Raw genomic sequence first — 14,514 nt, forward strand, 5'->3', positions numbered from 1 at the left:
AGTCAAAAAGGATGTTCACATGGACGTAAAGTTGAACGGCTGCATGAAGCGGCTGACCGGGATTGCCCTGCTGTCGATGGTCGTGAGTGCAGCGACCGCTGCCCCCGAAACACGGCTGGAGTATTTGAGTGTCGATGAAATCAACCAGTGGATGGATCGCGGTCAACTGACTTCCGCCACGCTGGTACGGCACCTGCTACAGCGGGTCGAAAGGCTGGACAAAAACGGACCGGCGATCAACGCCATCATCGAACTCAACCCCGATGCCTTGGCCATGGCCCAGGCAATGGATCAGGAGCGAAAGGGCGGTTACATCCGCGGGCCGTTGCATGGCATTCCGGTATTGCTCAAAGACAATATCGACACCTCCGATCAGATGCAGACCAGCGCCGGCTCACTGGCCATGGTCGGTCAACCCGCCGCGCAGGATGCCTTCATCGTGCAGCGCCTCAGGGCGGCCGGGGCGGTGATTCTCGGCAAAACCAACCTCAGCGAATGGGCGGCCTTCCGCGACCCAGCTCTGCCCAGCGGGTGGAGCGGGCGCGGCGGGCAAACGAAAAATCCGCATCTGTTGAGTGGCGATCCGTGCGGTTCCAGTTCAGGCTCCGCAGCCGCCGTTGCCGCAGGTTTCGCACCGCTGAGTGTTGGAACCGAAACCTCTGGCTCGATCATCTGCCCGGCTTCCATGAACGGAGTGGTGGGTGTCAAACCCACGGTGGGATTGTTAAGCCGCAGCGGCATCATCCCCGTCACCCACAAACTGGATACACCCGGCCCCATGGCACGCACCGTTCGCGAGGCGGCCCTGCTGTTAAATGCCATGGCAGGGGACGATCCCGCCGATCCAGCGCAAAAGCCCCGGCAACTGAAAGGTGTGGATTACACCGCCTTGCTGCGCCCGGATGCCTTGGTCGGCAAGCGCATCGGCTACCCCGCCAAATTCGATCGCAGCGCGTTGCCACTCCTGACCGACCCCCAGTTTTCCCAAGCCCTGGAACGCATGCAGTCTGCCGGTGCAACCTTGATCCCCGTGGAACTGATTGACCCGGTTTTGGAGCGCGTAGAGGAGGCGTTTCAAATGGGGATCAAGCGAGACCTGCCTCGTTACCTTGCGACTCGTACCTCGATTCCTGCCCGGACAATGGAGGACCTTCTACTGTTCAATACCGGCAACGTCGAGGGGCACGGCCAGGACACGTTGATAGCGGCCAGCAAAGTTGTCTTTGATGAGCCAACCTACAACCAACTCTGGCAGAAAATTCAAAGCGAAAACGCCGCTGCCATCGATCAATTGCTGGTAACGCATCAGTTGGATGCCCTCGTATCAGACGTCGCTTCCCCGGCCATGAACGTCGCACCGCTGGCGGGATATCCCGGCATCATGGTGCCTTCCGGAATGGACGATGAAGGCGTCCCCACCTCGGTCTTCTTCTTCGGACCTCGGTGGAGCGATGCCAGGCTACTGGCGTTGGCTTACGGTTTTGAACAAGTCTCAAATGCGCGGCGGGCGCCTGCGTTCAAGCCGTAAAAAGAGGAAGCAACCGCCTCAGTTGAAAACCACTTCAAGACGGCCCTCTTTGCGTGAGCGGGGGGCCGATTTGACGACGATCTGCACGTCGCGCCCGAGCAACAGAAGGCACTCCATCATCTTGGCTTCACTGATTCCTCGAAACTTTCCACGCAACATCTCGGAAAGCTTGGGTTGCGACAGCCCCAGGATTTCCGATGCCTGAACCTGGGTCAAATGGCGGGCCTTGATGATTTCACCAATTTTTGCGGCCAGCTGGGATTTGACTCGCATTTCGCTGGCATTGGGTGTTCCTAGGTCTTGGTAGACGTTGCCGCTGCTCTCTTCGATTTCAACCATTTCTCAATCCTTTCGCATGATCCTGCGCTGCTTGAAGCCTCTTTTTGATCAGCTCGATGTCGCACTGCGCGGTCTTGATACCCGTAGTCGACTTTTTCTGAAAGCAGTGCAGAACATAAATGACGCTACCAAAACTGACCGTGTAAACGGCGCGGTAGGTGTTCGTATTGAAGTCCTCTATCAATTCAAGGACTCCAGCACTTCCGAAGCCCCTTAAAGGCTTGGCGTCCATATGTTTCTTACCGCTTTGCGCCAGATCGAGAGCGTGGCCAAAAACATCCTGTACATCTGCGGGCATCTGCTTGAGGTCTTTCTTGCTGCTTCCAACCCACAGGAGTGACTTCCTTGTACTCATGCGAAAATATACCTATTTAGGAATAATCGTCAATCGATGAGCTGTTTCACTCCACCATCGCAAAATCCGCCCGCCCCACCGGATTCGGCGTAGACCCCTTCACATTCATCCCACGCCCCGGCGCAAACCCCGGGAAGAACACCAACCCTTCCGCCTCAAACCGGTACGCCAACGCCAGCCGTGTGACATCCAGCACCTCACGCTTGGCTTCAAAACGTTCGATGGCTTCCACCGAAACCCCGGCCTCTCGGGACAACTCCTCCACACTCCAGCCCAGCATCGCTCGGGCCTGTGCGCAGTGGGTCGGGGTGAATTGGAAGAGGGCGATACGCTCCAGGGTGATTTTCATCGCTTGAGAGGCCATGGTGTTCTCCGGGCTCGGGGTGTCGATTCAAAATATACTGTGTTTTTGTACAGTTGTTTTGAGCGCGGATCAAATTGATTTTTCAGATCGCCCCATCTCTCCTGACGGGCGGTAGCGGCTCACAATGAGCGCCAGTGCGGCCCTACTTGCCTTCCAGGCCAGGCACCTCACGCACAATAAAATGATCCAGATTCTCGATATCCGCACTGAACACCCCAAACGTCTGCTCGGGGTTTTTCTTGCTCGGCACCTGCTTCAACGCCGGCGTCACGCCATAAAAGAAGCAATACAACTCCGCCTTACTGTCGATGGCGTGCTTGATCTCTTCCAGGAACGCCTTGCGCTTGCGATAGCCCTCGATCAACTTCTTGCTCAGGTAAACATTGACCGAATACGGCTTCTTCTCGAACCAGACCTTCTTCTCGAAATCGATGCGAAAACTCTGGGTGTAATCCTTGATCTCCTTGATCCGGCCCCAGTAAATCAGCCCCTTGTTGTCCTGCAGATACTCGATCTTCTTGAAGAACGCCCCGTAACTGGCCGTGTGCTCGCCAATCTTCAACGGCATGCGCTTGAGCAGTTCCCTGTCCTCGAAGTTCGAGACAAAACACTCCACGGGATGAGCGAACACACTGGTCTTGTCCGGCGCCGTTTCACGGCTCGGGTGCTCTATGTTGTCAGATGCAGAAACCGCCTTCGGCGCATCTCCTCCATCCTCTGCGACGACCGCAGGGCTCGACGGCTTGCGCACATACTGACGCCGAGTCAGCAGCAACTCCGACGGAAAATGCTCCTCACGCCCGTCATCCGTTTCCGCCTCCCCACCCGACGCCGACGCCTTGAGACTGGCATAAGGACAATCCGCCACATGCCGCGTGCCGGGCGTGTTCTTGAAGTGCGGAGTGCGAACGTAGTTCACGTTCTTGGCGTTGAACGTCGTCAACACATTCGCCGCATCGAATGCCGAACGACAGGCGTCGTTGGGGCACTGAAAATGTTCCTTGGCGGAATCGAAGGCGATGGTTTCATCGAAATTGAGATCGCGCACGTCGTAGATCGACAGTTTGGTGTCGAGGCTTAGGCAGTAGGCGAGGTCGAATTTCATGGCAGGGCTCGGGTCCTTGAGTGAGGAAGGGCTATTAATAGCGGGAGGGGCGGCGGGTTGCACTCAATGTTTTCAGCGCATCGCAAATCTGCAGCAAAGCCAAAACTTGTAGGAGCGAGCATGCTCGCGATTCCCAAGGTCAGCACAACGCCTCAGCCAGGCACTCATCCTGTGGCGAGGGGATTTATCCCCATTGGATGGCCGATTTGATATCAGAACCAAATAACCGCTGACTGTTGTTCAGGCAGCGGTTGTTTATTGGAGGGAACAGTCAGTACCCACGCACCACCCGTGTCACCTTCTGCCACCAGGATTCATGTCGATTAAAGGGATCCTCCGCCAACACACACGGCATATCCCGCAACCGAATCCAGGGCTCATCCTGCCAATGCAACATACAGAGCGACATCTTCGGCCAATCGAGCACGCTCAGCGTGGGACGCTCCACCATTCTCGATGGCCGTGCATCACGCAACGCAGGCACAACCTGATGCGTCAGCCATTCGCGCAGCAATCGATTCTCAGGACAGTAGTGATAAATCAACAACGCATACACGCCTGATTCGCTCACCATCAAGCGCTCTTTAGCAGCGCCGTAGATATCGACAAGCATCATTCGCCTCTGGTCCGCATCAAGCTTGCGCGTCATGCGCTCATCTAGGTGCTGACCCATCATCCGTCCCAGATCCTGCGCGCAGAACCAGGCCTGATTCTCTGAAAGAAAGGCATGCAGGTGGGCGTTGTGTCGAGTGAAGCGGGTAGGTTTGAGCAGTTCATGCATGGCGTGCCTCCAGGAGCGGAAGCACAAGGCTGGATCTACAGGTATGACGATTCACCTTCATCATGAAGGTCCGATAGTCAGGCATTTCCTTTACCTCTGGCTGCTTTCTTAGGGCATTCGTTAAGGGTGTCGGGAGCTAAGAAACCCACCAGAGACGGGCCGGACATATTCCCCTTTCGGGTCTTGTATTCGCCCACTCCCGACATAACGGGACTTTTTCGCAGACGTAGAGAAACCGCAGACGAAAAAAAGCCGCATGACTGTCGGGTGCGGAGGACCGCTCTGGTTTGTAGAGTTTCTTAGGCTCGTGAGCGAGGGTAAGTGGGCAAGGAGGCGTCGTCAACCTTCTGCTACCACTGCTACTCAGGAAACAAAATGAAATCTGGACAATTGCAGTGCGTAAATTATGCTGTTTTTATATACAGTGCTTGATCGTTATTGACTCCTTCTTGTCCCACTGTGTGTTGCCACGTTTCATATCATCACACGTAGGAAATTTCATTTACTTTGAGATTTACAGGGCTAGAATGGTGACCATTCGTCACAGCTTTGACCCAGAGGAATTCGGGCTCATGAACCTTTTTGAAACGCCGTCTTTTGACTTCACGAGTGAAACCAGTTTGGGTTCCCGTGAGCCGGACACTCACCCCATGACGGACCTGGAATTACTACACAAGCTTCTCGAGATTTACGATCAAGGCCAGCTTGCTGAAGTTCTTAACGATGTCAGCCCGACCCATTGGTGCCGTGAAACCATCAACCGTTGGGTCAAAGGCAAGGCCTCACCGAAGCTTTCTCATATTGAATTCACTCGCCTGGAAGCGTTACTGCCCAAGCGTTTGAATCACAAACCTTCTTTTACCTTCATCGACCTTTTTGCCGGCATCGGTGGCATCAGAAAAGGCTTTGAAGCTATCGGCGGTGAATGCCTTTTCACGTCTGAATGGAACAAGTACGCGGTCAAAACGTACAAGGCAAACCACTTCTGTGATCCGGTTCGCCATAGCTTTAATCTGGATATTCGCTCGGTCACTCTTTCAGACAAGCCTGAAATCAGTGACGAAGTTGCTTATCAGAATATTCGTCGTGAAATTCCTGATCACGATGTCTTGTTGGCGGGTTTTCCGTGCCAGCCATTCTCACTTGCAGGCGTTTCCAAAAAGAACTCCTTGGGCCGCAAGCACGGTTTTGAATGTGAAACCCAAGGCACTCTGTTTTTCGACGTGGCGCGCATTATTGCTGCAAAACGTCCAGCCGCATTTCTGCTCGAAAACGTTAAGAACCTGAAGAGCCACGACAAGGGCAATACCTTCCGGATCATCTGCGAAGCACTGGATGAGTTGGGTTATGAGGTTGCAGATGTAAACGCGCCAAAAGGTTCAGATCCCAAGGTTATCGATGCAAAACACTTTGTTCCGCAGCATCGCGAACGAATTGTTCTGGTTGGCTTCCGTCGTGATCTGAATGTCCACCAAGGCTTCACGTTGAGTGACATCAGCAAGCTGATACCCAAGCAACGGCCAAGCTTTGGTGATTTGCTTGATAAAGAAGTGGACGATAAGTACATCCTCACTCCGAAGCTTTGGGACTACCTCTACCGGTATGCCGAAAAGCATCGTGAGAAAGGAAATGGCTTTGGTTTTGGCTTAACCCGTCCTAACGATGTAGCTCGCACCCTCTCGGCCAGATACCACAAGGATGGGTCGGAGATTCTGGTTGACCGAGGGTTTGTGGATAGTCTGGATTTTGACAGTGAGCTGAATCAGCTCAATCGTCCGCGTAGATTGACTCCGCATGAGTGCTCACGCTTGATGGGATTCGATAAGCCAGGTGAAAGCAAATTCGTGATTCCTGTATCTGATACGCAAGCGTATCGTCAGTTTGGAAACTCGGTTGCCGTGCCTGTATTTGAGGCCGTGGCCCGCTTGATGAAGGATCGGATCCTGGTTGCAAAGGAAAAGATTGCTGACAAGGAGCGGCCACAATTGGAATTCGCTCTCCCGGAGTGACCCATACTGCTATCTAGACGTTGCTATACGAAGGCCTGAGTCATGACTCAGGCCTTCGTGCTTTTATAGAATTCTCGGCTTCGAGTGCTTTCCACTGCAGCAATTCTACGAGACTGTCGGATACACTTTTGTTTCGACTTCTAAATTGGTCAGTGATCCTACCCATGACAAGTTTACTGCAATGGATTGACGGCAAGAATCAAGCGGATTGGTGGATATACATAAAGCGCCTTTCGGCCAATGATACTGGGCTTACAGGTGGTCACGGGGTAGGTATCTATCTACCTAAAGCTGTCGTAGCTCAAGCGCTGCCTTCCATTTCCAACACCTCATCTCTGAACCCCGACTGCAATTTGACGACGCGAGTCACCTCGCACGGTTTTCCAGAGCAAACGCTAAGAGGTATCTATTACAACAACCGTCATTTTGATGGACCAGGGTCACGCAACGAACATCGTTTGACGAGATGGAATACAGACGTAAAAAACAATCCAGCTCAAGACCCGGAAAACACCGGAGCATTGGCAGTCTTCGCCTTCCATGTGCCTCATGCTGGCAGGGATGCGGAATTTTTGGATGTCTGGATATGCAAAAGCCTGGTAGAAGAAGATTTTTTTGAAAACAAGACGGGTGAAGTAATCCCTGGGACTCTGCTTTTTGAGCGGGGGGACCAGCTTTTTTCCGGTTTTGCTCAGAGCCCACCTGTGGAACCTAGCTGCGTAGAAATTCCGCCAGCGTGGGCCGACATTTTTCCTAGCGGTGAAGAGGTTATTGCCCATCTTCTTAAGGTTTTTCGCTCAGGTAAGACAACTCCCGACGAGCTAATCATCGAGCGGCGCGACAACGAGTACAAGCTTTTCCGTCAAATTGAGGAAATCCATATTTTGCACCAGGTGCAGAAAGGATTCGCTTCTGTCGATGAATTCATGCAAATGGCGAACTCCGTTAGTAATCGTCGAAAATCAAGATCGGGAAAGTCTTTAGAAATACATCTTGAGCATTTGTTTCGACAATTTGGCCTCTCGTCATTCAGTATTCAGTGCAAAACCGAGGGTAATAAAAAGCCTGATTTCATATTTCCTTCGTGTGCCGACTATCACGACCCATCATTCCCGGATGAAAATCTACGTATGCTGGCTGTCAAAACAACCTGTAAGGATCGCTGGCGTCAGGTTCTGAACGAAGCTAACAGGATAGAAAAAATTCATCTGTTCACGCTTCAAGAGGGAGTTTCTCCGCATCAGTTTGCCGAGATGACAAGCGAGAATGTTAAGTTGGTAGTTCCCAAGCCCTTGCACACGAAATATCCGGAGCAGTTGCGTGACAAGCTAATGAGCCTGGGCGATTTCATCTTGGAGGCGAAAAGCGTACGCTGAGGTTATTGTATTCGAAGGTTTCGGGGTTAGTCAGAATTCCTGGGTTAAGGCTATTAGCTGCGAGCTCTCAAATAGGTGCTGAATGATAGATGTCGTGGATAGTGTTACGAGATCACGAATGATGGCCGGTATTCTTGGTAAGGATACAAAGCCTGAAATAATCGTTCGACGTTATTTACATGCTTGCGGCTTCCGATACAGGCTTCATCGAAAAGACTTACCTGGGACGCCTGATTTGGTCTTGTCGAAATACAGGCTTGCTATTTTTGTGCACGGGTGCTTCTGGCATCGCCATCTAGGTTGCATATATGCGACTACTCCCGGCAATCGTCGGGAATTCTGGGAGGATAAATTAAATAAGAATGTACTAAGGGATCAAAAGCAAGTATCTCTACTGATCGAGAGAGGGTGGAGAGTTGTAATTGTCTGGGAGTGTGGGTTGAAACATTTGTCAGGCGAAATATCAACTTTGCAGGTGATGATTAAAGGTGCAAATGAAAGGTTTCAAGTTTGGCCGGAGAAACCTCCGAAAGTTAAGCTGTAAATCCGGCCTCTGTAATTTACTCAATACGATTTTCAATTAAATCCTTTGTGGTTAGGGTTGCGTTTAGCTCGCCATCCAATAGCTTAATTATTTTTGGGGCTAAAATATCTGTGCCTTCTGCATAGTTACCAATAACATGAAAGAAATTTCTAGGTATACGATAGTAACCAGTTTTATTGGATCCGTCATAAGAGGTTTTGGGCGGAGCCTCACTTAGTTTTCCGCGTAGTATTTCAGCTATTTTTTCTCGCGTTAAAACTGCTCCAATTACCAGTGTTTTCTTTCTTGCCTCTTCATCAACAAACAAATATCCGGGAGACTCCTGGTCGGACCAACGTGGCTTGACCAGAATAAGATGGAGTGTTTTCAATCCTTGGTCTGCAAGTAGTTTGATGATGTTGGCTTGACCTTCATTAATTCCGAAAGATAGGCAGAAGCGGTTTTCGGTTTTGTTGATTTGCTCAAAAAAATCATAGTTGTCTATTGGGTATTTATGTTTTAGCTCGAACTCCCAAAGCTTTCCCTTGTAACGAAAAATACGATCCAAATCCCATCCTGAGCGGAAAAATGGCTGAATTAGGTAGTTTTTGAAGACTCTTGGAAGTATTACGTCTCTAATTATTCTGTTTTTGTAGGCTGGCTGCAATTGCCCCAGTATTGAAGATAGTTGACGTCCATTGTTTTTAGAGTTGTCGCTAACCTGAGGGAACTTTATTTTTTTGGTTTCTATGATTTTTCGTTTGTTGCGTAAGTAATTTTGTAATGGAAGCCATTTTGTGTTGGAGGGCTTTTTTGCAAAGAATTTCATCTGATCTTCTTTGCAGATGTAGGTGGTGTTGGTACATCCTTGCGAAATTTTTTGGAGGGCTAAAATATAGTCGTCTATATTCGAGCTATCTCTATTCCATATAAAGCTGCAGTATTGTTCAAGATTGCTGCTTTGATTTCCTGGTACGCCTCTGGTTATTAGTGTGATGACATCCAGTATTTCAATTGAGTACGTTAGCGTGGGGTTTGTAATGAATTGTTCGGCCACATACTCAATGACCAGTCCTTCCAGAAGTTGGTGTTTTTCCCTAGTTAGAATTGAGTCTTCGCTAGTTAGGTCATTTAAATTTACTTCTTCTGGAAAATAACCTAGTGGGGTGTACTGAACGCAGCTTTCTTCGTTTGTTTTGAGTATCTCTTCGTTTTGCATGCGACGCGTTTTACCTTGAAAGCATGAACTGGATTTTCGTTTTGACACTGCATCCATTTCTGCTGAGATTGGTCAGATCTCCTAAGGTAGCGTATGGCCATTACTCCCGTCTAGGCCCATGCACGTATGAGGAAGCTGCTTTTATCCATTGGCTTGGTATGTATGCTGAGCGCGGAGTGTCCTCTTTAAGGCTCAGTCGGTTGTTTTGTTCAATACATAAGCGCTACGTTTATTCCGCTTGGGATTTTGTCCAAAAAAAAGGCTGCCATAGCAGGCAGCCTTTTGGGGGGGTGATGAAATTAATCAATCCCAGCTCAACGCCCCACCAGTCTGATACTCAATAACTCTCGTCTCAAAGAAGTTCTTCTCCTTCTTCAAGTCCATGATCTCGCTCATCCAAGGGAACGGGTTAGTGGTCCCTGGGTACTCTTCTTTCAAACCAATCTGGCTCAAACGACGGTTAGCGATGAACTTCAGGTAGTCCTCCATCATCGCCGCGTTCATGCCCAGTACGCCGCGAGGCATGGTGTCGCGGGCGTATTCGATTTCCAGTTGGGTGCCTTGCAGGATCATCTGGGTCGCTTCTTCCTTCATTTCGGCATCCCACAGGTGTGGGTTTTCGATTTTGATCTGGTTGATCACGTCGATACCGAAGTTCAGGTGCATGGATTCGTCGCGCAGGATGTATTGGAACTGCTCGGCGACGCCGGTCATTTTGTTGCGGCGGCCCATGGAGAGGATCTGGGTGAAGCCGCAGTAGAAGAAGATGCCTTCCAGAACGCAGTAGTAGGCGATCAGGTTGCGCAGCAGTTCCTTGTCGGTTTCGACGGTGCCGGTGGTGAATTTCGGATCGGAGATCGAACGGGTGTACTTGAGGCCCCAGGTGGCTTTTTTCGCGACCGATGGGATCTCGTGGTACATGTTGAAGATCTCGCCTTCATCCATGGCCAGCGATTCGATGCAGTACTGGTAGGCGTGGGTGTGGATCGCCTCTTCGAACGCCTGGCGCAGGATGTACTGGCGGCATTCCGGGTTGGTGATCAGGCGGTACACGGCCAGGACCAGATTGTTGGCAACCAGGGAGTCGGCGGTGGAGAAGAAGCCGAGGTTGCGCATCACGATGCGGCGCTCGTCGTCGGTCAGGCCTTCCGGGTTTTTCCAGAGGGCGATGTCGGCGGTCATGTTGACTTCTTGCGGCATCCAGTGGTTTGCGCAGCCGTCCAGGTACTTCTGCCAGGCCCAGTCGTACTTGAATGGCACGAGTTGGTTGAGGTCGGCGCGGCAGTTGATCATGCGCTTTTCGTCAACGGCGACACGGGCGGAGGCGCCTTCGAGTTCGGCGAGGCCTTCGGCGACGTCGAGCGAATCCAGGGCGGCCTTGGCGCGGGCAACGGCGGCGGAGTCAGAGGCGGTCACGGCGCGAGCTTCCAGGGCGGCGGCACCGCCGGCGCTGTCGAGACGGTCCATGGTGGCTTCGGCGGCATGGCCTGCGTTAGCGCTCTTGGCCACTACTTCCGTGTCTTCTTTGTCGAATTCGTCCCAGCTCAGCATGACGTGTCGTCTCCTGCGTGAGGGCCAGTTGCCCGTGTGAAATGGATGGTCTGTTTTTCACACGGCCGTACTGGCCGCGTTGGATAGCGTTTTTTGCAGCGGCACGCGCAGGCAAATAAACATAATTTTGTACGGGTTCCGAGAGCCTCTGAGGGGCGCAGAAATCGATGAGGACTCCGGCGTGGGCTTCAGACTGGCTGTCGTCCCTGTAAGGGAATATTGCAGGCCCGTTTAAGCCGGCATTATAGGGAAATTTTTCCGGCCGTGGTGGGGCGAATCCGCGCATGGAGCGGCCGAGAGGGGAGGTTTTTCGGCCAGAGCGAGGGTTTATGGGGCTTTGGCGGGAGAAGATTTTTTTTCGTAAAAATGGCTTGACTGCGCGATTGCTCAAAAAATGAGCGGAAAAAGGCATTTTTTACTACATCTTGTGTTTTGAATCGCTTTTCGACGACTCCAGACACAACTGAGCCCGACCGGAGCCGGGCTGAAATCGACCTCAAGCGTTGGACGCAAAGGTGGCCGATCCGGTGCAGTTTTGATCAGCCGCCGGAGCAGCCGTTACCCATGACGCTGTATCGCAGAATATGGCGCTGACCTTTGGAGTCGTCATAAACCATTTTCGCCGGGACTACTTCGCAAACATTCGGAACTTCGCTCATGGAGATAACTTTGGCGATGTCCAGGTTCATTGAGTAAGTGTATTCCTCGACGGCGGGTTGTTGCTGCGCGACATCAGTCTGAATCTCGTCTGCCATGGCGGTTGCGCACAGGCTAGTGAGGGCCAGAACCAATAAAGCTTTCATTTAATGTTTACCTTTTTGAGGGCGAAAGGGGTCACGCAACCTTTTTGGGGTTGCGTGTGTATCTGCACTACTTGGATTTGGGTTAACTGCCTTCGTGGGGGCTGTAACGTGTTAACTCGGTTGCCGGGTTGGCGAGGCAGATTTTAGGGGCGGGGGATACGTTCATATAGACGTGGTTCTGATAAACACTTTTGACAGATCCTGTAACAATCCCTGAATAACCTCTACTTCTGCAGGAACTCGCCCTGCTCGCGATGAACCCGAGGGCTGTGCGGGGTGTCAGGTTGGGCGCGTTATCGTTGACGACCATCGCGAGCAGGGCTCGCTCCTACAGGGGTTGTGGGGTGTTTGGCAGGGCGGCGCGGGAGTAATCAGGACAATTTGTACGGGCTTGTTACTACCATCGTCGAATGGTTCTATAGGCCCCGCCCGGCTAAAACAGGGGCCATACAAAAACAACTATTCCACCGAGGTAAGAAAGATGAGTGCGGCTTCTCTGTATCCCGTTCGTCCCGAGGTTCTGGCCAATACGCTGACTGATGAGGCGACCTACAAGGCCATGTACCAGCAGTCGGTCGTCAACCCGGACGGTTTCTGGCGCGAGCAAGCCAAGCGCCTCGACTGGATCAAGCCTTTCACCACGGTGAAGCAGACTTCCTTCGACGATCACCATGTCGATATCAAATGGTTCGCCGATGGCACCCTGAACGTTTCCTACAACTGCCTCGACCGTCATCTGGCCGAGCGCGGCGATCAAGTCGCAATCATCTGGGAAGGCGATGACCCTTCCGAAAGCCGCAATATCACCTACCGCGAACTGCATGAAGAAGTCTGCAAGTTCGCCAACGCCCTGCGTGGCCAGGACGTGCACCGCGGCGACGTGGTGACTATCTATATGCCGATGATTCCCGAAGCCGTGGTCGCCATGCTGGCCTGTACCCGGATCGGTGCGATTCACTCGGTCGTGTTCGGCGGTTTCTCGCCCGAAGCCCTGGCTGGCCGCATCATCGACTGCCGCTCGAAAGTGGTGATCACCGCCGACGAAGGCATTCGTGCCGGCAAGAAGATTTCGCTCAAGGCCAACGTCGACGACGCGCTGACCAACCCGGAAACCAGCAGCATCCAGAAAGTCATCGTGTGCAAGCGCACCGGTGGCGACATCAAGTGGAACCAGCATCGCGACATCTGGTACGAAGACCTGATGAAAGTGGCTGGCACCGTTTGCGCACCGAAAGAGATGGGCGCCGAAGAAGCGCTGTTCATCCTCTACACCTCCGGTTCCACCGGCAAGCCGAAGGGCGTGCAGCACACCACCGGCGGTTACCTGTTGTACGCGGCCATGACCCACGAGCGCGTGTTCGACTACCGTCCGGGTGAAGTCTACTGGTGCACCGCCGACGTCGGCTGGGTCACCGGCCACAGCTACATCGTCTACGGCCCGCTGGCCAACGGCGCGACCACTTTGTTGTTCGAAGGCGTGCCGAACTATCCGGACATCACCCGGGTGGCGAAGATCGTCGACAAGCACAAGGTCAACATCCTCTACACCGCGCCGACCGCGATCCGCGCCATGATGGCCCAGGGCACCGCGGCCGTTGAAGGCGCTGATGGCAGCAGCCTGCGCCTGCTCGGTTCGGTGGGCGAGCCGATCAACCCGGAAGCCTGGGACTGGTACTACAAAAACGTCGGCCAATCCCGTTGCCCGATCGTCGACACCTGGTGGCAGACCGAAACTGGCGGCAACATGATGAGCCCGCTGCCGGGCGCCCATGCCATGAAGCCGGGTTCTGCGGCGCGTCCGTTCTTCGGCGTGGTGCCGGCGCTGGTGGACAACCTGGGTAACATCATCGAAGGCGAGGCCGAGGGCAACCTGGTGATTCTCGATTCGTGGCCAGGCCAGGCGCGTACGCTGTACGGCGACCATGACCGCTTCGTCGATACCTATTTCAAGACCTTCCGTGGCATGTACTTCACCGGTGACGGCGCCCGTCGCGATGCCGATGGTTACTACTGGATTACCGGCCGTGTGGACGACGTGCTCAACGTTTCCGGCCACCGCATGGGTACAGCCGAGATCGAAAGTGCGATGGTCGCTCACCCGAAAGTCGCCGAGGCGGCGGTGGTAGGTGTGCCGCACGACATCAAGGGGCAGGGCATTTATGTCTACGTCACCCTGATCGCTGGCGAAGAGACAAGCGAGCAATTGCGTCTTGAGCTGAAGAACTGGGTGCGTAAAGAGATCGGTCCGATTGCTTCGCCGGATGTGATCCAGTGGGCGCCGGGGCTGCCGAAGACGCGTTCGGGCAAGATCATGCGCCGGATTCTGCGCAAGATTGCGACCGCTGAGTACGATGGGTTGGGTGATATCTCCACCCTGGCCGATCCGGGTGTGGTGCAGCATTTGATTGATACGCACAAGACGATGAATGTTGCGTAAGTAGCGTTTGGCGTCATCGAAGCCCTGCCAGGTGTTGCGCCTGGTGGGGCTTTTTGTTGCCACATAGATCGTTCCCACGCTCTGCGTGGGAATGCAGCCCGGGACGCTCTGCGTCCCAATTCAC

13 protein-coding genes are annotated in these 14,514 nt (G+C 53.0%); 5 read left to right on the forward strand and 8 right to left on the reverse strand.

Translation table 11 applies throughout. The features are described 5' to 3' along the window. Positions 1–19 precede the first annotated feature (19 nt). Positions 20–1,528, forward strand: coding sequence for an amidase family protein (locus tag ABTV29_RS06365; protein WP_433769314.1), 1,509 nt, complete (start codon positions 20–22; stop codon positions 1,526–1,528). An 18-nt stretch (positions 1,529–1,546) separates the two neighbouring features. Here the strand turns inward: ABTV29_RS06365 and ABTV29_RS06370 are convergent, their stop codons facing one another. The 5 genes from ABTV29_RS06370 to ABTV29_RS06390 all read right to left on the reverse strand — a co-directional run bounded on the left by ABTV29_RS06370 (position 1,547) and on the right by ABTV29_RS06390 (position 4,472). Continuing rightward, complete coding sequence (locus ABTV29_RS06370) at positions 1,547–1,867, reverse strand: helix-turn-helix domain-containing protein (protein ID WP_433769315.1); 321 nt, start codon at positions 1,865–1,867, stop codon at positions 1,547–1,549. Next, positions 1,860–2,165, reverse strand: coding sequence for a type II toxin-antitoxin system RelE/ParE family toxin (locus ABTV29_RS06375; protein ID WP_433771765.1), 306 nt, complete (start codon positions 2,163–2,165; stop codon positions 1,860–1,862). The genes ABTV29_RS06370 and ABTV29_RS06375 overlap by 8 nt, the downstream gene beginning before the upstream one ends. Positions 2,166–2,268: 103 nt before the next feature. Then, a complete protein-coding gene (locus ABTV29_RS06380) occupies positions 2,269–2,586 on the reverse strand; it encodes an XRE family transcriptional regulator (protein WP_433769316.1) in 318 nt (105 codons plus the stop codon). A 142-nt stretch (positions 2,587–2,728) separates the two neighbouring features. Continuing rightward, positions 2,729–3,691, reverse strand: a complete 963-nt coding sequence (locus ABTV29_RS06385; RefSeq protein WP_433769317.1) for a hypothetical protein — start codon at positions 3,689–3,691, stop codon at positions 2,729–2,731. 271 nt (positions 3,692–3,962) lie between these two features. After that, a complete protein-coding gene (locus ABTV29_RS06390; RefSeq protein WP_433769318.1) occupies positions 3,963–4,472 on the reverse strand; it encodes a BRO-N domain-containing protein in 510 nt (169 codons plus the stop codon). A gap of 572 nt (positions 4,473–5,044) precedes the next feature. Here ABTV29_RS06390 and dcm point away from each other — a divergent pair. From dcm to ABTV29_RS06405, 3 genes are all read left to right on the forward strand, one after another. Further along, positions 5,045–6,481, forward strand: coding sequence for a DNA (cytosine-5-)-methyltransferase (gene dcm, locus ABTV29_RS06395; protein ID WP_433769319.1), 1,437 nt, complete (start codon positions 5,045–5,047; stop codon positions 6,479–6,481). Positions 6,482–6,645: 164 nt separating this feature from the next. Further along, complete coding sequence (locus ABTV29_RS06400) at positions 6,646–7,857, forward strand: type II restriction endonuclease (protein WP_433769320.1); 1,212 nt, start codon at positions 6,646–6,648, stop codon at positions 7,855–7,857. 121 nt (positions 7,858–7,978) lie between these two features. After that, complete coding sequence (locus tag ABTV29_RS06405) at positions 7,979–8,401, forward strand: very short patch repair endonuclease (protein ID WP_433771768.1); 423 nt, start codon at positions 7,979–7,981, stop codon at positions 8,399–8,401. A 16-nt stretch (positions 8,402–8,417) separates the two neighbouring features. On the opposite strand, the gene ABTV29_RS06410 is transcribed toward ABTV29_RS06405, so the two are convergent. The 3 genes from ABTV29_RS06410 to ABTV29_RS06420 form a co-directional block, all read right to left on the reverse strand. Next, complete coding sequence (locus tag ABTV29_RS06410; RefSeq protein WP_433769321.1) at positions 8,418–9,599, reverse strand: hypothetical protein; 1,182 nt, start codon at positions 9,597–9,599, stop codon at positions 8,418–8,420. A 303-nt stretch (positions 9,600–9,902) separates the two neighbouring features. Beyond that, positions 9,903–11,150 (reverse strand): ribonucleotide-diphosphate reductase subunit beta, encoded by a 1,248-nt coding sequence (locus ABTV29_RS06415; protein WP_433769322.1) that lies wholly within the window; start codon positions 11,148–11,150, stop codon positions 9,903–9,905. A gap of 539 nt (positions 11,151–11,689) precedes the next feature. Next, positions 11,690–11,953 carry a DUF2790 domain-containing protein gene (locus tag ABTV29_RS06420; RefSeq protein ID WP_433769323.1) on the reverse strand — a complete coding sequence of 88 codons (264 nt, stop codon included), beginning with the start codon at positions 11,951–11,953 and terminating at the stop codon, positions 11,690–11,692. Positions 11,954–12,434: 481 nt separating this feature from the next. Between ABTV29_RS06420 and acs the strand changes: the two genes are divergently transcribed. Further along, the gene (acs, locus tag ABTV29_RS06425; RefSeq protein WP_433769324.1) at positions 12,435–14,390 is read left to right on the forward strand and encodes an acetate--CoA ligase; all 1,956 of its coding nucleotides are present in this window, start codon (positions 12,435–12,437) and stop codon (positions 14,388–14,390) included. The last annotated feature ends 124 nt before the right edge of the window (positions 14,391–14,514 follow it).

It is taken from the genome of Pseudomonas putida (assembly GCF_050989985.1).
GTDB lineage: Bacteria > Pseudomonadota > Gammaproteobacteria > Pseudomonadales > Pseudomonadaceae > Aquipseudomonas > Aquipseudomonas putida_AI.